At 67.4% G+C, this 23121-nt stretch carries 23 protein-coding genes; 16 read left to right on the plus strand and 7 right to left on the minus strand.

Translation table 11 applies throughout. The features are described 5' to 3' along the window. The first annotated feature begins 28 nt into the window (after nt 1-28). Together AMS67_RS06240 and AMS67_RS06245 are read left to right on the plus strand one after the other, a co-directional pair. Nucleotides 29-499 carry a heme-binding protein gene (locus AMS67_RS06240; protein WP_162230823.1) on the plus strand — a complete coding sequence of 157 codons (471 nt, stop codon included), beginning with the start codon at nt 29-31 and terminating at the stop codon, nt 497-499. Next, nucleotides 496-1335: an HAD hydrolase family protein gene (locus tag AMS67_RS06245; protein WP_053386574.1), complete on the plus strand. Its 840-nt coding sequence runs from the start codon at nt 496-498 to the stop codon at nt 1333-1335. Before AMS67_RS06240 ends, AMS67_RS06245 begins: the two co-directional genes overlap by 4 nt. A 109-nt stretch (nt 1336-1444) precedes the next feature. On the opposite strand, the gene glpX is transcribed toward AMS67_RS06245, so the two are convergent. Next, nucleotides 1445-2428: a class II fructose-bisphosphatase gene (gene glpX / locus AMS67_RS06250; RefSeq protein ID WP_053351850.1), complete on the minus strand. Its 984-nt coding sequence runs from the start codon at nt 2426-2428 to the stop codon at nt 1445-1447. Nucleotides 2429-2491: 63 nt separating this feature from the next. Between glpX and fbaA the strand changes: the two genes are divergently transcribed. Further along, complete coding sequence (gene fbaA, locus AMS67_RS06255; RefSeq protein WP_053386575.1) at nt 2492-3520, plus strand: class II fructose-bisphosphate aldolase; 1029 nt, start codon at nt 2492-2494, stop codon at nt 3518-3520. Beyond that, nucleotides 3520-4278: a DUF6264 family protein gene (locus tag AMS67_RS06260; protein WP_053386576.1), complete on the plus strand. Its 759-nt coding sequence runs from the start codon at nt 3520-3522 to the stop codon at nt 4276-4278. Before fbaA ends, AMS67_RS06260 begins: the two co-directional genes overlap by 1 nt. 110 nt (nt 4279-4388) lie before the next feature. Here AMS67_RS06260 and AMS67_RS06265 read toward each other — a convergent pair whose 3' ends face one another. Further along, the gene (locus tag AMS67_RS06265; protein WP_053386744.1) at nt 4389-5420 is read right to left on the minus strand and encodes a 4-hydroxy-3-methylbut-2-enyl diphosphate reductase; all 1032 of its coding nucleotides are present in this window, start codon (nt 5418-5420) and stop codon (nt 4389-4391) included. A gap of 167 nt (nt 5421-5587) precedes the next feature. On the opposite strand from AMS67_RS06265, the gene xseA reads away from it, so the two are divergent. Continuing rightward, nucleotides 5588-6823 (plus strand): exodeoxyribonuclease VII large subunit, encoded by a 1236-nt coding sequence (gene xseA, locus AMS67_RS06270; protein WP_053386577.1) that lies wholly within the window; start codon nt 5588-5590, stop codon nt 6821-6823. Between the two features lie 44 nt (nt 6824-6867). On the opposite strand, the gene AMS67_RS06275 is transcribed toward xseA, so the two are convergent. Continuing rightward, a complete protein-coding gene (locus tag AMS67_RS06275; protein ID WP_053386578.1) occupies nt 6868-8037 on the minus strand; it encodes a hypothetical protein in 1170 nt (389 codons plus the stop codon). A gap of 106 nt (nt 8038-8143) precedes the next feature. Between AMS67_RS06275 and AMS67_RS06280 the strand changes: the two genes are divergently transcribed. From AMS67_RS06280 to AMS67_RS06295, 4 genes are read left to right on the plus strand one after another with little or no spacing between them, the layout of a single operon-like run. Beyond that, nucleotides 8144-8389, plus strand: coding sequence for an exodeoxyribonuclease VII small subunit (locus AMS67_RS06280; RefSeq protein ID WP_053386579.1), 246 nt, complete (start codon nt 8144-8146; stop codon nt 8387-8389). Between the two features lie 3 nt (nt 8390-8392). Continuing rightward, on the plus strand, nt 8393-9079 hold the full coding sequence (locus tag AMS67_RS06285) for a DUF4245 family protein (protein WP_053386580.1): 687 nt from the start codon (nt 8393-8395) through the stop codon (nt 9077-9079). Continuing rightward, nucleotides 9076-9756: a carbonic anhydrase gene (locus AMS67_RS06290; protein WP_053351843.1), complete on the plus strand. Its 681-nt coding sequence runs from the start codon at nt 9076-9078 to the stop codon at nt 9754-9756. Before AMS67_RS06285 ends, AMS67_RS06290 begins: the two co-directional genes overlap by 4 nt. Nucleotides 9757-9807: 51 nt before the next feature. Continuing rightward, nucleotides 9808-11241, plus strand: coding sequence for a class II fumarate hydratase (locus AMS67_RS06295; protein ID WP_053386581.1), 1434 nt, complete (start codon nt 9808-9810; stop codon nt 11239-11241). Between the two features lie 102 nt (nt 11242-11343). On the opposite strand, the gene AMS67_RS06300 is transcribed toward AMS67_RS06295, so the two are convergent. Together AMS67_RS06300 and AMS67_RS06305 are read right to left on the minus strand one after the other, a co-directional pair. Next, the gene (locus tag AMS67_RS06300) at nt 11344-12303 is read right to left on the minus strand and encodes an epimerase (RefSeq protein ID WP_075201243.1); all 960 of its coding nucleotides are present in this window, start codon (nt 12301-12303) and stop codon (nt 11344-11346) included. After that, a complete protein-coding gene (locus AMS67_RS06305; protein ID WP_241488001.1) occupies nt 12300-12986 on the minus strand; it encodes a DUF4166 domain-containing protein in 687 nt (228 codons plus the stop codon). Before AMS67_RS06305 ends, AMS67_RS06300 begins: the two co-directional genes overlap by 4 nt. A gap of 52 nt (nt 12987-13038) precedes the next feature. On the opposite strand from AMS67_RS06305, the gene AMS67_RS06310 reads away from it, so the two are divergent. Further along, nucleotides 13039-13533, plus strand: a complete 495-nt coding sequence (locus AMS67_RS06310) for a tetratricopeptide repeat protein (RefSeq protein WP_053386583.1) — start codon at nt 13039-13041, stop codon at nt 13531-13533. A gap of 57 nt (nt 13534-13590) precedes the next feature. Here the strand turns inward: AMS67_RS06310 and phoH2 are convergent, their stop codons facing one another. Then, nucleotides 13591-14991: an RNA 5'-3' helicase PhoH2 gene (phoH2, locus tag AMS67_RS06315; RefSeq protein ID WP_193787070.1), complete on the minus strand. Its 1401-nt coding sequence runs from the start codon at nt 14989-14991 to the stop codon at nt 13591-13593. A gap of 348 nt (nt 14992-15339) precedes the next feature. On the opposite strand from phoH2, the gene mtnA reads away from it, so the two are divergent. From mtnA to AMS67_RS06345, 6 genes are all read left to right on the plus strand, one after another. Then, nucleotides 15340-16383, plus strand: coding sequence for an S-methyl-5-thioribose-1-phosphate isomerase (mtnA, locus tag AMS67_RS06320; protein ID WP_053386585.1), 1044 nt, complete (start codon nt 15340-15342; stop codon nt 16381-16383). Between the two features lie 38 nt (nt 16384-16421). After that, nucleotides 16422-17477: a BMP family ABC transporter substrate-binding protein gene (locus tag AMS67_RS06325; protein WP_053351837.1), complete on the plus strand. Its 1056-nt coding sequence runs from the start codon at nt 16422-16424 to the stop codon at nt 17475-17477. A gap of 122 nt (nt 17478-17599) precedes the next feature. Then, nucleotides 17600-19201: an ABC transporter ATP-binding protein gene (locus tag AMS67_RS06330; RefSeq protein ID WP_053386586.1), complete on the plus strand. Its 1602-nt coding sequence runs from the start codon at nt 17600-17602 to the stop codon at nt 19199-19201. Further along, nucleotides 19198-20475: an ABC transporter permease gene (locus tag AMS67_RS06335; RefSeq protein ID WP_053386587.1), complete on the plus strand. Its 1278-nt coding sequence runs from the start codon at nt 19198-19200 to the stop codon at nt 20473-20475. The genes AMS67_RS06330 and AMS67_RS06335 overlap by 4 nt, the downstream gene beginning before the upstream one ends. Further along, the gene (locus tag AMS67_RS06340) at nt 20472-21386 is read left to right on the plus strand and encodes an ABC transporter permease (RefSeq protein ID WP_053386588.1); all 915 of its coding nucleotides are present in this window, start codon (nt 20472-20474) and stop codon (nt 21384-21386) included. The genes AMS67_RS06335 and AMS67_RS06340 overlap by 4 nt, the downstream gene beginning before the upstream one ends. Continuing rightward, nucleotides 21386-21853, plus strand: a complete 468-nt coding sequence (locus tag AMS67_RS06345) for a cupin domain-containing protein (RefSeq protein ID WP_053386589.1) — start codon at nt 21386-21388, stop codon at nt 21851-21853. Before AMS67_RS06340 ends, AMS67_RS06345 begins: the two co-directional genes overlap by 1 nt. Here AMS67_RS06345 and AMS67_RS06350 read toward each other — a convergent pair. After that, complete coding sequence (locus tag AMS67_RS06350) at nt 21831-22922, minus strand: CPBP family intramembrane glutamic endopeptidase (protein ID WP_082305332.1); 1092 nt, start codon at nt 22920-22922, stop codon at nt 21831-21833. The genes AMS67_RS06345 and AMS67_RS06350 overlap by 23 nt on opposite strands. Nucleotides 22923-23121 lie beyond the last annotated feature (199 nt).

Here is a 23121-nt window from a genome sequence, read left to right on the forward strand (position 1 = left end):
TGACCCCAGGCTGCGCTAGCGTATGACCATGGCCACAGATGCGTTCCCCCTTATCGCTGACCCCGAGATCATCGCCACCGGCTTCACCGAAGCGGCACTGCACTCGTACACGCACGCCGACGCGATCGAGATCGGCGAGGAGATCGTGCGACTCGGGCGAGCGCGCGGGCTCGTGTTCGCCGTCTCGGTGAAGCTCGGCGACCACGAGGTCTACCGATTGGCGCTCCCTGGTACCAGCACGGTCAACGACGAATGGATTCGACGCAAGCGCAATGTCGCCGAGGCCACGGGTCTGCCGAGCTTCCTCGTCGGGCAGCGGCTCGCCGCACAGGGGCTGGGGCCGGTCACCGACGAGCTGCCCGAGGCCGACTTCGCTCCGCACGGTGGATCAGTGCCCATCGTCATCGATGGCTCAGTACAGGGGTCGGTAACGGTCAGTGGCCTCCCCCAGCAAGACGACCATGCGCTCATCATCGAGGTGCTGGGCGCTCGCCGATGAGCGCAGAACGTGCACGCACCGATCTGCGACTCGTCGCCATCGATATCGATGGGACCCTGATCAACAACGCGAAGCAGATCATGGCGTTCACCCGAGATGAAGTCGCACGAGTCGCCGAGGCTGGTGCGATCGTCTCGATTGTGACCGCGCGCAGCATCGCGGCCTCGCGCATCATCGAGCACAAACTCGGCACCGCGACGTCGCACATCGCCTTCGGTGGCGCTCTCGTGCGCGCCCGCAGCACCGACGAATTCGAGACCATCCTTGATCGCCCCTTCACCTCGGCAGCAGTGGGCACCATGCTCGACATCGCAGCGGGGCGTCCGGTGCACGTGGGCGTCTACACCGAATCCGAGTGGCACGTGAGCGACATCGGCATCTGGGGCCTGCGCGAAGCGCGGAACACCTCGATCTGGCCGAACCGCATCGGCCCAGACGTCGCCGCACGCGCCCCTGAGCAGCCCGTCTACAAAGTCATGTTCCGCGGGGAGCCCGAGCACCTCGCACCGATCAAGGCCGGCATCGACGCATCACTGCCCGAGGTCTTCGCCCACTTCGCCGGCCGCGTGCTCGAAATCACCACGACGCGCAAACACGTCGCGCTCGCAGCTCTCGCTGAGCACCTGAAGGTTCCACTCGACGCATGCATCGCGTTCGGCGACACCGAAGCCGACATTCCCATGCTCGAACAGGTCGGCGTCGGCGTCCTGATGGGCAACGCCGACCCAGCGTTGTCCGTCGCCGAACACGTCGTGCGCACACTCTCGAACGACGAAGACGGCGTCGGCCTCAGCCTGCGGGCGCACTTCCCGACCGACGCACCCTTCGAAATCTGAGCACGACCGCGCGCATACGACCGCGTACCAGCAACCACGCAACACTCGCACGCGCACCAAATGCAACGGAGGCCCGGGCACTGCCCGGGCCTCCGTTGTCACACCAGAATCACACCCAGCGGTTCGGATCCATGTCGCTGATGACGTGGCGGATGGTGCCCGAGTGCGCGCGCATCACGATGCTCTCCGCGCGAACGAACGGACCATTCCGCTTCACACCGTCGACGAACTCGGCGTCGGTGATGCCGGTCGCCACGAAGTAGCAGTTGTCGCTCGCAACGAGATCGTTCGCTTCGAGTACACGATCGAGATCGTGACCCGCATCGATCGCGCGCTGACGCTCGTCATCGTCGCGCGGCCACAGCTTGCCCTGGATGACGCCGCCGAGTGCCTTCACCGCGCACGCGGTGATGATGCCCTCCGGGGTACCGCCGATGCCGACGCAGAGGTCGATGTTCGAGTCCCATCGAGCCGCATTCACACCACCGGCGACATCGCCGTCCATGAGCAGTCGCGTGCCGGCACCGGCCTCGCGGATCTCGGCGATGAGCTGCTCGTGGCGCGGCCGATCCAGCACGGCAACACGGATGTCGGTGACATCGACATTCTTCGCACGCGCGAGTGCCCGAATGTTCTCGCCGATCGGGCGACGAATATCGACGACGCCGACGCCTGCGGGGCCACAGACCAGCTTGTCCATGTAGAAGACCGCTGAGGGGTCGTACATGCTGCCCCGGTCGGCGACAGCGATCACCGACAGTGCACCGGGGCGCCCCTCGGCAGTCAGCCGAGTACCGTCGATCGGGTCGACGGCGACGTCGCACTCCGCGCCCTCACCGTTGCCCACGACCTCGCCGTTGTACAGCCAGGGAGCGTCATCTTTCTCACCCTCGCCGATCACAACCGTGCCACGCATGTTCACCGTGGAAAGGAATCGACGCATGGCATCGACCGCAGCGCCATCGGCAGCGTTCTTATCGCCGCGCCCGATCCACGGAGTCGCGCGCATCGCGGCGGCCTCCGTAGCGCGCACGAGCTCCATTGCGAGGTTGCGATCGGGCTGCCATTCGCCCAGCGAAACAGGTTCAGTCATGGCCTCAACCCTACCGCGTAGACTGAGAGGTCGAAGCTGACCCAACGAAGTCAAGGAGCGCGCATGCCCGTCGCAAGCCCGGAACAGTACGCAGCCATGATCGATGCGGCGAAGTCGGGGGCGTTCGCGTTCCCCGCCGTCAACGTCTCGAGCTCGCAGACCCTCAACGCCGCCCTCCAGGGCTTCGCCGAAGCAGGCTCAGACGGCATCATTCAGGTCACCACGGGCGGTGCAGACTACTTCGCCGGGCACACGGTCAAGAACCGCGCCGGCGGCGCCATCGCATTCGCGAAGTTCGCCGAAGAGGTCGCGAAGTCGTACGACGTGACCGTCGCACTGCACACCGATCACTGCCCGACGAACGCCCTCGATGATTTCCTCCTGCCGCTGGTCGCGGCGAGCGAGGAGCGCGTGAAGAACGGCGGACTCCCCTACTTCCAGTCGCATATGTGGGACGGTTCGGCCGTGCCGCTCGATGAGAACCTGAAAGTCGCGCAGCAGCTCCTCCCCCGCCTCGCAGCGATCAACGTGATTCTCGAGGTCGAGATCGGTGTCGTCGGCGGCGAAGAAGACGGCGTGAGCCACGAGATCAACGATCAGCTCTACACGACGCTCGAAGACGCGATCGCGACCGTCGAAGCCCTCGGGTTGGGCGAGCAGGGACGCTACCTGACCGCACTCACCTTCGGCAACGTGCACGGCGTCTACAAGCCAGGCGGCGTCTCGCTGCGACCCGAGCTCCTCGCCGAGATTCAGCAGGGCCTTCAGGCGAAGTACGGCGTCGGCGAAAAGCCGCTCGACCTCGTCTTCCACGGCGGCTCGGGCTCCACGCCCGAAGAGATCGCCGAGGCGGTGCGCAACGGCGTGATCAAGATGAACATCGACACCGACACGCAGTACGCATTCACGCGTTCGCTCGCCGACTACATTCTCAAGAACTACGACGGCGTACTGAAGATTGATGGCGAGGTCGGCAACAAGAAGGTGTACGACCCGCGCGCCTGGGGCAAGGTCACCGAGTCGGCGATGGCCGAGCGCGTCGCGCTGGCCGCGCAGCAGCTCGGCTCGGCCGGGAAGTCGGTGAGCGCGTAGTGACGACCCCGCACGACGAATCCGCTCGCCCCGCGGAGCGCCCGCTTCCCGCGTACGGAGAGCTCGCGCCCGAGGGGTGGGAGTGGAAGCCGGAGACCGCCGAGGGCGCCGCACTCCAGCAGCCGGCAGAGCCCCGCGGTGGTGCACACCCCGGGCCGGGAGTGCCGCACAATCTCGGCGTGCGCGGCGATCAGGCGGGTTCCGAGCCTCAGGCGGCAGCTGCCCCGAAGACGACGACCACTGGCCGTCCGGGCGATCCTGAGCCATATCGCGCCGCTGCGCCTCAGCAACCACAGACTGCACAGCCCGTGCAGCAGGTTGCACCGGCGACGCCCGGCGCACCGAAGTCACGCACGGTGGATCGCGTGTTTACGATCATCTTGCTCGTTCTCGGGGCGTTCGGCGCACTGCAGATCGCGGGCTCGCTCATGAATATCTCGGCGAGTTTCTCGCTCGTCGGTTCTGCACTCGAGCTCGAAGATTTCTCGGTACCGGCATGGATCGGCTCGGTCGGCACGGTCTCGGCGATCGTCGTGATAGCGCTGTATGCCGTCTCGCTCATCTTCTCGATCCAGCGCATGCGCGCCGGAAAGATCGCTTTCTGGGTCCCGTTGACCGCGGGCGCCATCGCTGTGATCGGCACGATCGTGCTCACGACGGTGATGATGTTCAATGTGCCCGAACTGGTGAACGCGGCGTCAGACCCGAGCTCGACCGGCAAGATTCTCGACTACTTCGAGAACATGTCGCAGCCGTAACCAGCGCTGTTCTCCGCTGTGCCCTCGATGCCGTCGCGTCGGGGGCACAGCGCGTTTCACGAGCAGTGTGTGTCTCGCCGTTCGCCGTGAATGCAGCGATTTCAGACGAGTCAGCGCACGCGGCCGCCGAGCGCGCGAGCATCGCGGTTGCCCGAGGCGTCTTGCCGCAACTCTTTCGGCAGCGAGAAGACGAGGTCTTCCTCGGCCGTCACCGCGGCCTCGACATCGGCGTAGCCCGCGTCGGCGAGATCGTCGAGCAGCTCTTGCACGAGCACTTCGGGCACCGATGCGCCGCTCGTCACGCCGACGGTGCGCACACCGTCGAGCCATTCCTGACGCACCTCGCTCGCGAAGTCCACGCGATAGGCCGCCCGGGCACCGTACTCGAGCGCGACCTCTTTCAAGCGCACCGAGTTCGAGGAGTTGGCGGATCCGACGACAATCACAAGATCGGCCTGCGGGGCGATCTGCTTGATCGCGACTTGGCGGTTCTGCGTGGCGTAGCAAATATCGTCGCTCGGTGGATCTTGCAGATTGGGAAAGCGCTCGCGCAACCGGCGCACGGTCTCCATCGTCTCGTCGACCGACAACGTGGTCTGTGAGAGCCAGACGAGCCGATCCGGGTCGGCCACTTCGAGGGCGTCGACGTCATCGGGCGAATTCACGATCGTGATGCGGTCGGGAGCCTCGCCCGCCGTGCCCTCGACCTCTTCGTGGCCTTCGTGCCCGATGAGCAGAATTTCGAGATCCTGCTTCGCAAACCGCACCGCCTCGCGATGCACCTTGGTGACGAGCGGGCAGGTCGCGTCGATCGCGTGAAGCCCGCGATCAGCGGCCTCGTTCACCACGGCCGGCGACACCCCGTGCGCCGAGAAGACGACGTGCGCGCCCTCGGGCACTTCATCGACCTCTTCGACAAAAATCGCGCCCATCTTCTCGAGCGTGCGCACGACGTGCACGTTATGCACGATCTGCTTGCGCACATAGACGGGAGCGCCGTAACGCACGAGGGCTTTCTCGACGGCGACGACCGCGCGATCGACTCCCGCGCAGTATCCACGGGGAGCGGCGAGCAGCACCTTCTTCATGCCGTCGACGGGGCGGTCGCGCAACCGCCCGGCCTCGCGGCGCAGGCGCGGCATCGCCAGGGTCACGACGGGCGCACCGATGGTGCGCTGATGCTGCACCCGCGTGTCGTTCATGGCTGAGATTCTACCGCCGCTCCCTGCGCGCTTCCGCCGCGGCTCACGCCAGCCCAGCGCGCCGCCAGCTCCCCCGAATGTCGGTACCGACGGATAGGCTGACTCGCATGACAGAGGCACCTGCTCAAGCTCCGGCCACGCGTGATGCGCCGTGGCCGGTCGCCCAGATGAGCGAGAAAATCGCGGCCTGGATCGATCGACTCGGGCAGGTGTGGATCGAGGGTGAGATCACGCAGTGGCAACTGCGGGGCGGCCACGTCTACGGCAAGCTCCGCGACCTGCAGCAAGACGCGACGGTGAGTTTCACGGTCTGGCGTTCGGTCGCGCAGCGCCTCACGAGCGACTTCGCGCAGGGCGACCGCGTGGTCGCGCTGGTGAAGCCGAACTTCTGGGTCAAGGGCGGCTCGCTCACCGTACAGGTCTTCGACCTCTCGCACGTCGGCATCGGCGAGCTGCTCGAGCGACTCGAACGGCTACGTCGTCAATTGCAGTCGGAAGGGCTGTTCGCCGTCGAGCTCAAGCAACGTCTTCCGTTTCTGCCGAACCTCATCGGCCTGATCACGGGCAAAGATTCTGACGCCGAAAAAGACGTCATCCGCAATGCGACGCTGCGGTGGCCAGGGGTGAAGTTCAAGCTGCACTACGCGGCCGTGCAAGGCGACCGCGCAGCCGGCGAGGTGACCGCGGGTATTGAGGCGCTGGATCGCGATCCCGACGTCGACATCATCGTGGTGGCGCGCGGCGGCGGCGATTTCCAGAACCTGCTGCCGTTCAGCGACGAGCGCGTCGTGCGGGCGGCGAGCGCCGCGACGACCCCGATCGTCAGTGCGATCGGTCATGAGGCAGACCGGCCGTTGCTCGATGAGGTCGCCGATCTGCGCGCATCGACGCCCACTGACGCCGCAAAACGCATCGTGCCCGACGTCGGCGAAGAGCTCGCGGGGCTCGATCAGGCGCGTGCCCGGCTCAGCACACGGGTCGGTCAACTGCTCGCGCACGAAACCGACCGCATCGCCCAGCTCCGGGGCAGACCGGTACTCGCCTCCCCCGACCGCCTCGTCGACGCCCGCGCCGAAGAGCTGGTGCGCTGGATCGCGCGCGGCGCAGAGCTCGCCGAACGCGCAGTGGAAGATCGCGCCCGCGCCCTCTCCGAAACGCGCGCCCGCCTGACCGCGCTCTCACCGCAGGCGACCCTGCAGCGCGGCTACGCGATCGCCCAGGTCGTCGACGCGTCAGGCGCCGCGGGCGACGTGCTTCGTACCCCTGAGGCGGCGCCGACCGGCACGACCATCCGCCTGTCACTGGCGGGCGGTCGGCTCGGCGCGGTGTCGAGCGGAGTCTGAGCGTCGCGGCACGTGCGCGACGGGCCTCGCGCCGGTGAGGTCGGTCAGCCGCCGAGCGTTTCAAACCCGGAGCCGTCGCCGTTCATACGGAACGACACCGAACGGTAGTCGTCAGAGACGCTGAAGTTCACGACCACGGGCCCGACGGCTCGGCCGAACGTCTCCGATGAGGTGTCCGAGTCGGTCGAACGCCCGACCGAGAAGCTGAGATCGTCGATCGCTTCGATCCCGGCTTCGATGCTGGCCCGCTTCGCTGCGGGGGCGAGCCGGTCCCAATCGACGTCGGTGATCGAGAACGCTTCGAGCGGTGTCTCGGGCTGAATAGAGGCGGCGCCATCATGGGTGACCGCGCCCCCGCGATAGATCCAGCGGTCGGTTGCATTGTCGCCCGGTGCGAGTGGCGCTTCGACGATGACGAACTCATCGGTCACGATCGCACCGATGAGCTGATCGTGACCGATCGCCTCCTGCAGCGCGGTGAGCGCCTGGCCCAGTGGCCCGGGGTCGCGGTAGTCCGGGTGCAACCGCCCCTGCTGCAGAGCCGCGACGGTCTGCTGCACGGCCACATGATATGGCAGTACCACCGCGACAGCGGCGACCGCAGCAGCGACGGTGAAGAGCGCGATGCGCAGCGGGCGCCCGCGCTTGCCCATGCCGATGATCGGGCCGCGGCGAGAACCGTCAGCGCGAATGACGCCGCCGCCACCGACGCGCACCGGGCCGGCATGCGCTGCGTCAGGAATCACGATGTCGCGCCACGGATCCGCTGCGACGTCATCGGGGAGGAACGCGACCTCGGGCCCGTCTTCGGTCAGGATCGCGACAACGCGACGCGTTCCCGGCTGAACGGCCGGAATCTGCGTGATCGGTACGATTTCGCGCAGCGAGGTGCGAAACGCGGCTCCGGATCGCGGCTCCACCGTGAGATCGATCTCGCAGAGCGGTTGATCGTTGATCTGCGTGCCGGTCTGACGGAGCGCATCGAGGCGTGCCACCCCCAGCCTCCCGGCATTCCGAGCGGCTGCGATGACCTCGTCGCTCGGCAGGTGCACCCCACGCAATGACTTGCCGATGAGCACGAACGTGCCGCAGAGAATCGCGAGCGTCAGGCCCACGGGCAGGGCCCAAACCCCCGCACCGGGCGGTCCGACCACCATGACGATGATGCCTCCGACGACCAATCCGACACCGACGAAGAACAGCAGTCTGAACATGCATCCAGCCTACGGGCGTCGGCACCATCGCACACGAACTCCCACGCGGTCGCGCAGCGCATCCCCCTGGGCGTTCGTGTCGGTGGCGGCGGGTAGACTGAAGCTCATGGCAGATACGGTGCTTCCGGATCCCGCCGCCCTCGGTTACGAGGAAGCGCGCGACGAACTCATTCAGGTGGTCGGCCGCCTCGAGCAGGGCGGTGCGACCCTCGAGGAATCGCTGCAGCTCTGGGAGCGCGGCGAAGCGCTCGCTGCACGGTGCGAAGAGTGGTTGCTCGGAGCCCGAAAGCGCCTCGAAGCCGCGCGCACCTCCGTGGGCCAAGCGGGCGCTTCACCGGAGCACGACGCGTAACCGATGGCCAAGAAGCAGAAACCCCCGGTCATCGTCGCCGAGCTCGGGCGCCCCGAGACCGCAGCGGAGACCTCGGCGCGCAAGTCGCGCGACAGCCGGCTCTATCGCGAGCGCAAGACGGTGAACAACCTGGTGCTCTCGCTGCTCGTGAGTCTCGGCCTCGTGCTCGTGATCTTCCTGGCCGTGCCTCGCGGCGGCGCGAATACCTTCGCGGAGCAGAGCATCAACGTGCAAACCGCGGCGGTCGAAGCATCCCCCAGCGCGGGTCGCGACCTCGCCGCTCCCGAAGTTCCGGCAGCGTGGAAGGCGAAAGAGGCTGGGCTGCGCCGCAGCGGCGATGTGACCTCTTGGCAGATCAACTACACCACTGTCGACGAGGCGACGCGCATCGAATCGTACGCCGCCGTCGTGCAGGGCTTCACTGCCGACGGGAGCCCGGTCGACGACGTCTGGGTGTCGCAGCAGCTTGAGCAGCAGTCTCCCACCGGAACTGAAACGCTCGGCGGCCTCGACTGGGTGACGTACGATCACTCCGATCGCAACCCCGACGAGTCGAACATGCTCTTCGGCCTGCAGACCACGTGGAACGGCGACACGATCCTCGTCTACGGAACCGACTCCTCAGCCACGCTCCGCGAACTCGCGATCCAGGTCGCCGAGTCGCTCGACACCCCGAAGGGAACCGCATGACCGCCCCCAGAGTCACGCCGCAGCAGGCGTGGAACGCCCTCGTCGACGGCAATCAGCGCTTCATCGCAGGCGGGCCGCAGCACCCCCGCCAAGATGTCGAGCGACGTCACGAGTTGGCCAAGGGGCAAGATCCGGACGCTGCCCTCTTCGGCTGCTCGGACTCGCGGCTCTCAGCAGAGATCATCTTCGATGCCGGCCTCGGCGACCTCTTCATCGCCCGAAACATGGGCCATGTCGTCGCCGAGTCGATCACGGCGTCGATGGAATACGCCGTCGCCAACCTCGGCGTCGCGGTGATCGTTGTTCTGGCGCACGATTCCTGCGGCGCCGTCGCGGCCGCGATCGGGCAGATGGAGCAGAACCCGGCCGCCGTGCCGACGGCCGTCGAGAACACGCTCGCACCGATTCTGCCCTCGGTGCAGGAGCTCTGGCTCCGCGAGCATCGCGATACGCCGTACGTCGACGCATCGACGATCGACGCCGACGCCGTCGGCCGCGTGCACCTCGCTGCGACCGTGAATCAGCTGCTGCGCAGCTCCCGCATCATCAGCGACGCCGTCGCCGCCGGTACGCTCGGCATCGTCGGCTGCCAGTACCGTCTGGCCGAGGGCCAGGCCGTCGCGGTGAGCGCGGTCGGGCACCTCGACATCGCCGCCGGTGCCCCCATCGCCGGCTGAGCCGCACCCCACGACTTTCTCCGACCCCGAGCAGTATCCACGAAACGAAGGATGATTGTGACCGAAGATCGCAGCGCCGCCGGCGCCGAGACCGAGTACCGCATCGAGCACGACACCATGGGCGAGGTGCGCGTTCCCAAGAATGCGCTCTACGCAGCCCAGACCCAGCGCGCCGTCGAGAACTTCCCCATCTCGGGCAAGGGACTCGAGCCGGCGCAGATCGTGGCCCTTGCGCGCATCAAGCGCGCCGCCGCCATCGCCAACGGCGAGCTCGGCATTCTCGAGGCACCGATCGCACAGGCGATCGTCGCGGCAGCCGATGAGATCATCGCCGGCGAGCACCACGACCAGTTCCCGGTCGACACCTACCAGACCGGTTCGGGCACCTCGTCGAACATGAACACCAATGAGGTACTCGCCACGCTCGCGTCGCGCCACCTCGGCGCACCCGTGCACCCGAACGATCACGTGAACGCATCGCAGTCGTCGAACGACGTTTTCCCGACGTCGGTGCACATCGCGGTGACCGGGGCGCTCATCGAGCAGCTGAAGCCGGCCCTCGCGCACCTCGCCGAGGCCTTCGAGGCAAAGGCTGAGCTCTGGAAGACCGCCGTGAAGTCGGGCCGCACGCACCTCATGGATGCGACGCCGGTCACCCTCGGCCAGGAGTTCGGCGGTTTCGCCGCGCAGATCCGCTACGGCATCGAGCGCATCGACGCGGCCCTCCCCCGCGTCGCCGAGGTGCCCCAGGGCGGCACCGCAGTCGGCACCGGCATCAACACCCCGCTCGGTTTCCCGGAGAAGGTGATCGCTGAGATCGCACAGTCGAGCGGCCTCCCCATCACCGAGGCCCGCAATCACTTCGAGGCGCAGGCGAACCGTGATGGTCTCGTCGAGGCGTCGGGCGCCCTGCGCACCATCGCCGTGTCGCTGACCAAGATCAACAACGACATCCGTTGGATGGGTTCGGGCCCGAACACCGGTCTAGCCGAACTGCACATCCCTGATCTGCAGCCGGGCTCGTCGATCATGCCGGGCAAGGTCAACCCCGTGATTCCGGAAGCCGTGCTCATGGTCTGCGCTCGGGTCATCGGCAACGACGCGACCATCGCCTGGGCCGGCGCTTCGGGTGCGTTCGAACTCAACGTGCAGATCCCCGTCATGGGCACCGCGCTGCTCGAGTCGATCCGACTGCTCTCGAACGCTTCGATCGTGCTCGCCGACAAGACCGTCAACGGTCTCGAAGCGAACCTCGAGCGCGCCGCAGCCCTCGCCGGTATGAGCCCGTCGACCGTGACGCCGCTCAACCGCCTCATCGGCTACGAAGCTGCCGCGAAGATCGCGAAGCACTCGGTAAAGAAGGGCATCACCGTGCGCGAGGCCGTGGTCGATCTCGGCTACGTCGAGCGCGGCGAGGTCACCGAAGCCGATCTCGATCAGGCACTCGACCTACTCTCGATGACCCACCCGGGCGTCGCCAAGTAATTCGTCACCACCCGCACCACGGGTGACACGGGCCCGGGATCAGGCGATCCCGGGCCCGTTGACGTTTGCGGCGAAGCGGTGCCGTCGCGGCGAGCGCGAGGCTCAGGTGCGGGCGAGGGTCTCGCGCAGCGCGGGCTCGAGCTCGGGGTGCGCGAAGACGAACCCCGCATCATCGAGCACGCCCGGCAGCACCCAGCGACTTTTGAGCACGAGCTCTGTTTCGGTGCGAATGCCGATCGCCCCCAGTTCCAGCATCCATCGTGGCAGCGGCGGCCCGAACGGTACGCCGACGATGTGACGCACGGTGCGCATGAACTCCCGATTGTCGACCGGGTTCGGCGCTGCGGCGTTCACAGGTCCCGAGATATCGGCGCGTTCTTCGACGAAGTCGATGATGCGTGCCACGTCGTCGAGGTGCACCCAGCTGAAGCGCTGGGTGCCGCGACGGGCACCCGGGAAGTGTGCAGTTCCGGCCTCGCGGCGGCGGCGCGACACGGGCCAGGGCCCGTCGAACTGCGGCCCGCCGAGTCCGAGTCGCGCGAGACGCTGTAGCGGTCCGAGCACCCCGCCATCTCCGATCACGATGGCACTGCGCAGTGCGATGCGGCGCGTGTGCGGAAGCTCATCAGCGAACAGCGCCGCCTCCCATGCCGTCGCGACGTCAACCGAGAACCCTGTGCCGATATCGCCGGTGCGCTCGGTCATCGGGCGGTCTTCTGCATGCCGGTAGATCGTCGCGGTCGAGGAGTTCACCCACACGGGCGGGGGCGACGCTGCCTCGGCGATGGCGCGACTGAGCTGCGCCGTGGTGTCGAGACGCGACCTGAAGATCTCGGCGCGGTTCGCGGGTGTGTACCGGCAGTTGACGCTCTTCCCGGCGAGCCCGACCACGAGTGCGGCCCCGTCGACCGCCGCTGCGATGCCGTCGGCGTCACCCCAGGCGAGGTCGGCCGCGCTCCGCGAGATCGTGACGACCTCGCGACCAGCCGCGCGGTAGTGCCGCTGCAGATACTGCCCCATGAACCCCGATGCGCCGCCGATGACGACCCGACCCTCGCTCAATATTCCTCCTCGATGCGGTACGTGAACGCACCGCCGTATTCGTAGATCCGCCCGAAGAACGGAACGTCGATGGTGACGTCGACGCGTTGCCGCTGCGCCAGGGCGTCGAAGCGTTCGTGCAAACGCACCACGGGTGCGATCGCCCTCGGCAGTCGTAGGACGCGACGTCGGTCGCCCCGGTGAGCGAAGAGCACCAGACCGACGTAGCGACTGACCAATCGAACGCCATCAGCGCCCGCGCTCAGGTCGAAGCTCGCGACAACCGTCGCCGGCTCACCGATCTCGTCGACGAGCCGACCCTGCGCGTTCAGACCGACTGAGTCGCGCATCTGCCAAAGCCCATCCGGCAGTTCGAGGCTTCGGCGCCCGACCGCACGACCCGCGATCGTGCGGTTCTCGACCGTGAACGGGACGTCGCGCGCCCAGGTGGCGCGCACGACGCCGCGACGCTCGAGCAGCCGGAGCACAGGATGCAACCAGCGGCGTGGTGTGCCGACGCGATCGAACACGCCGCGACCGCGCCCGACGTGCCCCTCAGGTATTGTCGCGAAGTACTGCTGTAGCGTCGGGTGGAGTGCATCGACGCCGCCCGAGGCGCTTTCACTGCGTCCGCTCGTCACCCGAAGCGCCCCCAGCGCGCGTGCATACGGCGAGCTCGGTTCCGGCGGTTGGTGCGGCGACACACTCCCAAGCTAACAGGAGTGAGATTCAACTTTCGTGAACGGAGCGGAACCCGTGGAAACTTCAGACTGGCAGACTCGCATCGATGCGGTGTGGGCGGATGACGACGCTTCTCCAGACGTCGTGATCGATCGAATCGCCGGGCTTGTCGCGGAGCTTCCCGACGACGACCCCCGCGGCCCGTTCGAACTCGGCGGGGCGCACGATTCCGCCGGGTTGGAAGCCGAGGCCGCCGTGCTCTACGCCCGCGCGGTCGAGCTGGGCCTGTCGGGCCGAGCACGCGCGGAACTCGACATTCAGTTCGCCTCGACGCTGCGCAATCTCGGTCGCTTCGACGAGGCCGTCGCAATGCTCGAACAGGGCGCCGACCACCCCGATCTCGGATCGGCACGGGCCGCATTCCTCGCCCTTGCACTGCATTCTGCGGGTCGCCCCGGCGCTGCCTTGGCCGTCGCGCTGGAGGCTCTGGTGCCGACGCTGCCGCGCTACCACCGATCACTTCGCGGCTACGCCGCCGAGGTGCGCGCATCAGACGCGCACGAAGCATAGCCCCAACGACCGAGGGCCGGGCGAGGCCGAAGCCGCACCCGACCCTCGACCGACGCCTTACGGGGTGTCGAGCAGATCGGTCACGAGCGCGGCGATCTCACTGCGCTCGGAGCGCGTCAGGGTCACGTGCCCGAAGAGGCGGTGGCCCTTGAGCTTCTCGATCACCGCGGCGATGCCGTCGTAGCGGCCGACCCGCAGGTTGTCGCGCTGCGCGACATCATGCGTCAGCACCACGCGCGAGTTCTGCCCGATGCGCGAGAGCATGGTGAGCAGCACACCCCGCTCGAGCGACTGCGCCTCGTCGACGATCACGAAGGCATCGTGCAATGAGCGCCCGCGGATGTGCGTGAGGGGCAGCACCTCGACGAGATCGCGCGCGACGACCTCGTCCAGCACGTTCTCCGAGACGATCGACCCGAGCGTGTCAAAGACCGCCTGGGCCCAGGGGTTCATCTTCTCTTGATGATCACCCGGCAGGTAGCCGAGATCCTGGCCGCCCACCGCGTAGAGCGGCCGGAACACCATGACCTTGCGGTGCTGTCGGCGCTCGAGCACCGCTTCCAGGCCCGCCGCGAGTGCCAGGGCCGATTTGCCCGTACCGGCGCTGCCGCCGAGCGAGACGATGCCGATCTGCGGATCGAGCAACAGGTCGATCGCGAGACGCTGCTCCGCGCTGCGGCCCGAGACGCCGAAGACCTCGCGATCCCCCCGCACCACATGCAGCGAGCGATCGCCGTCGACGCGACCGAGCGCAGACCCGCGAGGCGAGGTGAGTACGAGGCCGGTGCCGAACGGCAGGCCCGCGGCCCCCTCGACATCATCGATGCGGTCGTCCTCCCAGAGGTGCTTCATCTGCTCCTCGTCAAGCTCGACCGAGGCAATGCCGGTGTAGGCATCGTCACGAGCGAGTTCGGCTCGGTACTCCTCGGAGCCGAGCCCGAGCGCCGCGGCCTTGAGACGCATCGGCATGTCTTTCGAGATGACCGTCACGTCGAGTCCCTCGGAGGCCAGGTTCTGAGCCACCGCCAGAATCCGGGTGTCGTTGTCGCCGAGGCGCATGCCGCTCGGCAGCCCGTCCATGCTGCTGTGGTTGAGTTCGACGCGCACCGATCCGCCCGCGTCGCCGACCGGCACCGGGAAGTCGAGTCGCAGGTGCTTGTCGCGCATCTCGTCGAGAATGCGCAGCGCTCGCCGCGCGAAGTAGCCGAGTTCGGGATCGTGGCGCTTCTTCTCGAGTTCCATCACGACGACGATCGGGAGGACCACGCTGTGCTCGGCGAAGCGGAACAGTGCCGCGGGATCGCTGAGCAGTACCGACGTGTCGAGCACGTAGGTGCGCTGGGCCTGCAGGGTGTCGCCGAACAACTCGGGCGAACTCGGCGACTGGGTCGCCGACGAGTGAGCATCCGGTCCTGGGACAACCGGCGAGGGTGATGCGGAGTGATGGATCTCAGCCACGATGGCTCCTCTGCTCCGGGGCAGGGCCCCGACTCAGCAAGTTGGCCAGTAGCTCCGAGGTGGTGACCGACCGGCCTCCTCGATCGGGCACCCTGCCCGATGCGTCACACGCTACGCCGCGCGACGCGATTCCCGCGACAAGACACGCATTGCGATCTGTGAACGCTTCGTGTCGCGTATGTCAACGAATCGCGTCAGGGCGCTGAATCGGGCGTGATTGTGGGAGTTCCACAGCGGGTGCTGCACGGCCCCGCCGTCAGGTATTCTGATGGCTGCGATACCGCAGTCTGGGGTGGGGACCTCTGCACCTCCCTCTCGGCGAATCCCGTCACGAATAAGGAGCACCGCTTGCGCACGATCGACTGGGTCGACGGAGCCATCGAACTCATTGATCAGACGCTCCTCCCCCAGCGGGTCGAGATGCGTCGCATCACCGAGCTTCCGGAGCTGATCGACGACATCCAGCGGCTCGCGGTGCGTGGCGCCCCGGCCCTCGGTGTCGCCGGCGCACTCGGAGTCGCCCTCATCGCCGCGAGCGTGGCCGCCGAGCACGGCGACGACGAGCTCGATCGCGACGAGGTGCGCCGTCAGGCGCTGATCCTGCGCGAGGCGCGCCCGACCGCGGTCAACCTCTCGTGGGGCGTCGATCGCGCGTTGACGAAGCTCGATGCGGGCGCCGAGGCGATCCTCGCCGAAGCGCTGCTGATCCGCGATGAAGACATTGCGGCGTGCATCTCGATGGGCCTGCGCGGCGCTGATCTGACGCGCGAGCTCACCGGGAAGGATCGCGTGCGCGTCATGACCATCTGCAACACGGGCAGTCTCGCCACCGTCGAGCGCGGCACGGCGCTCGGCGTGATCCAGACGCTGCTCGAGCAGGGCTCTCTCGAAGAGGCCTTCCCTCTCGAAACCCGCCCCCTGCTGCAGGGTGCACGCCTCACCGCGTGGGAGCTGCAGCGCATGGAGGCGCCCTTCCGGCTCCTGATCGACTCGGCCGGCCCGTTCCTGCTCTCGCGCGGGATCGCCGACGCCGTCTTCATCGGCGCCGACCGCATCGCGGCGAACGGTGACTCCGCCAATAAAATCGGTTCATTCTCCCTCGCACTCGCGGCGCAGCACGCGGGCGTGCCGTTCATCGTCGTCGCGCCCGAATCGACCATCGACATGCGCACCGCGAGCGGCGTCGACATCGAGATCGAGGACCGCGGAGTCGCAGAGGTTGCCGGCTTCGGCGGCGTGCGCACGGCCCCCGAGGGCATCGGAGCGGTGAACCCCGCATTCGATGTGACGCCCCACGAACTCATCACGGCCATCGTGACGGAACGACGGGTGATCCTGCCCGGCCGTGGCGAGACCCCCGGCAGTGTGTCGCTCGAAGCGCTGCGCTCGTAAGCTCTATCCCATCCCCCTTCCGTTCGAAAGGAACATCCATGTTCTTCACCCAGCGCCGCGTTCGTGCGGCTCTCGTCGCGGGCGCGGCTTCGGCCGCCCTGCTGCTCACCGCATGCTCCGGTGGCGGCGGTTCGTCCGCTGATGAAGCGGCCAGCGACGGCCCCAACTTCATCTACATCACGAGCGACCCGATCGGCCAGAACGAGTTTCTGAAGTCGGGCAAGGTCGGCATCGAGTCGGTCGCGAAGACCTTCGAGGGCACCTCGACGACGTACGAGTCGAAGGATGACGCGACTCGTCGTTCGAACCTCGAGACCGCGATCGCCAAGGCGCCCGAGGTCGTCGTGATGCTCGGCTTCCAGTTCGGCGACGTCGCCAAGGAGCTCGCCGAGCAGAACCCGCAGCAGAAGTTCCTGCTCATCGACACCTTCGTCGATGGCGCACCTGAGAACCTCTACCAGGCGACCTTCCGCGAGCAGGAGCCCTCGTACCTCCTCGGCGTCGAGGCCGGTCTCCTGACGCAGGCCAACAAGGTCGGCTCGGTCATCTCGGTCGACAACGATCTGCTCAAGAAGTACTCGGACGGTTTCGCCGAGGGCGCCAAGAGCGTCAACCCCGACGTGGACGCCGTGGCTCCGCAGGTCATCGGTGGCGACAACCCGTTCGCCGATCCGGCTCGCGGCAAGGAGCAGGCACTCGCCTTCGCAGCAACCGGTGTCGATCAGGTGTTCGCCGTGGGCGCTGCATCGAACGGCGGCATCATTGAGGCCGCGGCCGAGAAGGGCTTCTCGACCTACGGTGTCGACGCGAACCAGTGCCCGATCGCTCCCGGCTCCGTCGTCGACGGCACCGTGAAGTCGGTCAACAAGGTCATCGAGACCGTCGTCGGCGAAATCGAGGACGGCACCAGCTCGAAGGATGCGACGACCTCGTTCGGTCTCAAGGAAGAGGGCATGACGATCGTCAGCCTCACCGATGACGCAGCGGATTCGCAGTGCACCGTTGTCGAGAACACCGAGGTGCTCGACAAGGTCAAGCAGACGCGCGACGACATCGTCTCGGGCAAGATCAAGGTCACCGACCCCCTCGCCTAAGCACCCCTCCGCCGGTCGATCGAGCGCAGCGGAGTCGGCACCCGACGCAGTAGCCTGGGTGTCGACTCCCTGCGCTCGCTCGATTGGCGAGTTCCGTTCACAACCCGTCAGAAGGAGCGAGCATGGTCGCCGAAGTCTCGATGCGCGGCATCACCAAGCGTTTCCCCGGTGTGCTCGCCGACGACAATGTCGACTTCGAGGTCGAATCCGGCGAGATCCACGCCCTCATGGGCGAGAACGGCGCCGGCAAGTCGATTCTGATGTCGCAGCTCGCGGGCGTCTACCAACCCGATGAGGGCGAAATCTACATTCGCGGTGAGCGCCGCACCCTCTCCTCTCCCCTCGACGCCATCGATGCCGGCATCGGCATGGTGTTCCAGTCGTTCAAGCTCTTCCCCTCGCTCACGATCGCCGAGAACGTGGTGTTCCGCAGCGAACCCACGAAGCGCGGGCTCATCGACCGACAGGCGGCGAACCGCAAGGTTGCGGAGATCGCTGAAAAGTACGGCCTGTCGCTCGACCCCACCGCCCGCGTCGACTCGGTGCCCGTCGGCGTGCTCCAGCGCGTCGAGATCGTGAAGGCGCTCTACCGCGAAGCCCGCGTGCTCATCCTCGACGAGCCCACCGCGGTACTCACCCCGCAAGAGACCGAGCGCCTCTTCGAGGTGCTGCGCGCGCTCAAGGCCGACGGTCGCACCATCATTCTCATCACGCACAAACTCGGCGAGGTCATGGCGATCTCTGACCGCGTCACCGTGCTCCGCGACGGGCGCAACGTTGCGCAGCTCGTGACCGCCGAGAGCTCGCCCGCAGAGATCACGCGGCACATGACCGGGCGCGACGTGGATCTCTCGACGCCGCCACCCGCCCACGATCCCGGTGACGTCGTACTCGATGTCGCCGAACTCACCGTTCCGGGTTCGGGCGAACGCGACGCGGTCAGCGCGGCGAGCCTCTTCGTGCGCCGCGGCGAGGTCGTCGGCATCGCCGGCGTGGCCGGCAACGGTCAGGTCGAGCTCGCCGAGGCCATCATCGGCATGCGCAAGGCGACCTCGGGTTCGGTCTCGGTCGCGGATCGCGATCTCAGCGGAGCCTCGATTGCGCAGCGACGCGATGGCGGCATCGCGTATATCCCTGAAGATCGGCACGCCGTCGGCAGTGCGGGCTCGGCAGACGCGATTGACAATCTCGCGCTCGGCCACCACCGCAGCGCCCCGATTCTCAACGGCGGGCTCCTTTCTCGCGCTGCCATGCTCGAGCACGCCAAGCGACTCATCAGTCGCTTCGGGGTGAAGATCGCCGGGCCTTCGACACCGGTCGGCACGCTCTCAGGCGGCAACCTGCAGAAGGTCGTCGTCGCTCGCGAGCTCGACTACGGCTCGCCCGTGCTCATCGCCGAACAGCCGACGCGAGGCGTCGATATCGGCGCGATCGAGTCCATCCATCGCGAGCTTTGCGAGTATCGCGATGGCGGCGGCGCACTGCTGCTCATCTCTGCCGAACTCAGCGAGATTCTGTCGCTGTCGTCGCGCATCCTCGTGATGTTCGAGGGCCGCGTCGTCGCCGAGGTGCCGAAAGCAGAGGCCACGGAGGCCCTGCTGGGGCTGTACATGGCCGGCCACGAGCCCGAAGAGCGGCACCGCCCCGGCGCATTTGCCGCACTGCGCACAGACCGCGGCACGGCATCCGCAACCGCTTCCGATCAGAATGAGGTCGCCCGATGAACGTCGCTCGCAAGGCCGGGAGCTGGCTCGCCGGGCCGATCCCGGTATCGGTCGTGCTGGCACTCCTCATCGGCGCCTGCTTCATGCTCATCGCGGGCGTCGACCCGCTGAGCGGCTACGCCGCGATGGTCAACGGCTCATTCGGGTCGGGTGTGGGGCTCGCCAACACGCTCGCCCGCGCCGTGCCGATCATCGGTATCGGCATCGCGATCGCCGTGGCGTTCCGTGCCGGCGTGCTCAATCTTGGTACCGAGGGTCAAGCCGGTCTCGGCGCCCTCGCCGGCGGCATCGTCGCCATCTACCTGCCCGGCCCAGCCTTCCTGGTGGTGCCGCTGGCCTTCATCGTCGCCATCGCCGTCGGCGCACTCTGGGGTCTCATCTCGGCCCTGCTGCAGAATCTCCTCGGGGTCCCGATTCTGCTCTCGACGCTACTGCTGAACTACCCGGCGCGCTATTTCTCCTCATGGTTGATCCGATTCCAGCTCAAGGATCCGAGCACCGATCAGGTGGCTTCGCAGCAGCTGCGCCCCGAGGTGCAGCTCAACATGATCGTGCCACGCGATTCCGGCCTCGCCGAGACGCTCCGCAATTCACTGGGCCCGACGAGCCCGATCACGGCCGTGCTCACCGGCGTGAACTGGTCACTCGTCATCATGATCGTCGTCGTCATCGCGGCAATCTTCGTCAACCGCCGCACGCGGTACGGCTTCGAGGCCGGCCTCAGCGGTCAGAATGCCGAGTTCGTGCGCTACGGCGGCGTCAAGCCCGGCCCGCTGGTCACCCGCACCATGGCGCTCTCGGGCGGTATCGCCGGCATGTTCGGGCTCATGCTGATCATCGGCGCCCCGAGCACTCGCCTCATCGAGGGGTACTTCGTGCAGACGAACTTCGCTTGGACCGCACTGCTAGTCACCCTGCTCGCCCTGTACCGCCCCATCGGCATCGTCATCGCGGGCCTGTTCTTCGCCGCCATCATGGTGGGCAGCGACGCGATGGGTCGCGAGCTCGGGCTGTCACCGCAGATCGCGGCGGTCATCCAGGCACTCGTCATCATCTTGCTCGCGTTCCGCGTCGCGCTCCCCCGCTTCCGAAAGCGCGGCGGGGCGACCTCCACAAAAGACGGGCCACCGCTCGACGGCCCGCCGCTCGCCGAATCGGCGCTCGCGGCCCCACATGCTCCCGTTCCCGGCGCCGCCGACCCGGCCGCCGCCACTACTTCCGCAACCGCTTCCGCAACCACGGCGCCCGCTGAGACCCAGGAGTCGGCACGATGAATCTGCTGGAACTCTTCGACCAAGACCTGATCGGCTCAGTGCTGCGCTCCCTCATCCCGATTCTGCTCGCCGCCCTGGGCGGCATGCTCGCGGAGCGCGCCGGCATCTTCAACATCGGCCTCGAGGGCATGCTGCTCGTCGGTGCGTTCTCGGCCGTCGCCGCGTCATATTTCGCCCACAGTTGGATCGTGGGCACGATCGTCGCGATGCTCGCAGGGGCGCTCTTCTCGCTGATCCTCGGGTACGGCGCGGTGTATCGCAAGGGCGATCCGATCGTGCTCGCCGTCGCGATGAACATCCTCGCCGTCGGCCTGACCAGCTTCCTGCTCGTCGCGATCTTCGACGTGCAGGGCGTGTTCCAGAACCCGGGTATCGTCGGCATTCCGGTCTGGCGTATCCCCGTGCTGGCCGACATCCCCTGGATCGGCGTGCTCTTCTCGCTCACCCCGCTGGGCTACCTCGCGCTCCTCCTCGTTCCGACGCTGTGGATCGTGCTCTTCCGCACCCCGCTCGGCCTGCGCCTGCGCGGCGTCGGGGAACGTCCGCTCGCGGCCGCCACCATGGGCGTCGACCCGCAGCGCTACCAGCTCGGCGCGGTACTCGCCTCGGGCGCTCTCGCGGGCCTCGGTGGCGCGCAGCTCGCACTCGGCAACGTCGTGCAGTTCACCGAGAACATGTCGGCGGGTCGCGGCTGGATCGCGGTGGTCGCCGTCATGCTCGCCCGCGCGCACCCGGTCGGCGTGCTCGGTGCCGCGCTGCTCTTCGGCTTCGCCGATGCCATCGGCTTCCGTCTGCAGTCGTTCGGTCTGCCGCAGCAGCTCACCGATGCCGGCCCGTATGTGGTCACCCTCATCGTGCTGATCCTGCTGAGCAAGCGCTTCCGCAAGACCCGCGAAGCCGCACTCGCGTGATGCCGCTTCCTGCTGAGGCGGCGCGGTGGGTGGATCACCTCCAGCTCGAACCCCTCGAGCACGAGGGTGGATTGTTCCGTCGCATGCACCTGGACGAGCACTCCAGCGCGATCTACTACCTGCTGGCAGACCCCGACTTCTCAGCGTTGCACGCGCTCGCGTCGGTCGAGGTCTACCACTGGTACGCCGGCGACCCGCTGCGCCTGCTGCTGCTGCACCCCGACGGGCGCAGCGAAGAACGCATCCTCGGGCCCGACGTCGAGGCGGGGCAACTGCCCCAGGCCGTCGTCGCGCCGGGTGTGATGCAGGGCTCGTCGTCGCTCGGCTCGTGGAGTCTCGTCGGCACCACCATGTCTCCCCCGTTCGAGTGGAACGGGTTCGAGCTCGGGGAGCGCCACGATCTGCAGCGCCGCTACCCCGATGCGGCGCAGCGCATCGCCGAGCTCACGCGCCCGGCGTCGGCGTAGTCGCCTCAGGCGTCGCCTCGGGCTGAGGCGACTGCCACACCACCTTCGGACGCTTCGGTGCCAGCTCGGGCTGGCGATCCTGACCGAACTGCCCGGTGAGCACGAGCACAAACAAGATCACCGCGAGCACCAGCCACCCCGCGACCCCGAGCGGCATCACGAGTACCGGGTCGACGGGGGCGCCGGCTGCCGCGAGCATCGCGGCCATACCCGCCGACGCGTTCAGAGCGGCGTGCCCGAACACGGCGGGCCACACCGACCCGGTGCGTAGTCGCGTCCACCCCAGCAGCGCGCCCCAGAACACGCATCCGATCACCATGAGTGCGACGCCGCGCCAGTCGAGCAGCCCGAAGTTATAGCCCAGCAGAATCACCGGCGAGTGCCACAGACCCCAGAGCGCACCGCTGACCGCCAGCGACGGCCAGGTGCCGAGCGGCCGCAGCGCAGGGAGCAACCAGCCGCGCCAGCCGAGCTCCTCTCCCAGAGCGAACACCGCGTTGATCGGGGCGAGGAGCGGAATCGTGATGATCTGCAGCCAGACGAGCAACCCGATCGGCGGCATGCTCTGGCGAGCGATCTCTGCCGTCTCTGGCCCCACCGACGCCAGCTGCTGCTCGAGCAGCACTGCGTACCCGGAGTAGTGTGCGAGATCCAGACGCACCCAGCCGAACAGGGCGGCGACGCCAATGGTGGCGAGCGTGATGACGGGCGGTGCGCAGAGCGCCGCGACCACAAACCAGACCACCCGTTTCGCCGGGCGCAGCGGCCAGATGCCGAGCAGGCGCAGACGTTCGCCACGCGGCTCACGGGCGATGAACACTGCCGCGAGGGCGCCGATCGTCGGCGTGAACATCATCACGGCCGCGAGGGCGGTGAAGAGGAGTTCATAGCCCGGTTCGCTCGCGTCCTTGACCCAGAGCGGCAGCGCGACGAGCCAGGCGAGCCCGAAGGACACGGCGACGAAGAACGCGAGGGCTCGCCAGGGAACGCGGGCGAAGCGGTCCGGTCGCGGCGCCGTCTCAGCCGGCACTTCGACCGTCGGGTCAACGAATTCGTGCGGTTCCGGCATATTCAGGCTCCTCGAATTGCGAGGCTGCCTGCCCTGCCGCGCATCGCGACACTTGGTGCGCGCCCCAATTCCACCCTAGCCCACTGATGCCCCGCGCCAATGGTCGGCAGAGGATCACTCGGTTCCTTCCGTCCGGCGGAGATATTCCGTCATTCGGAAGTTTCGCCCGGAGGCGACCGAACGACGGAATATCTCCGAC

It is taken from the genome of Leucobacter japonicus (assembly GCF_001273855.1).
GTDB classification, from domain to species: Bacteria; Actinomycetota; Actinomycetes; order Actinomycetales; family Microbacteriaceae; genus Leucobacter; species Leucobacter japonicus.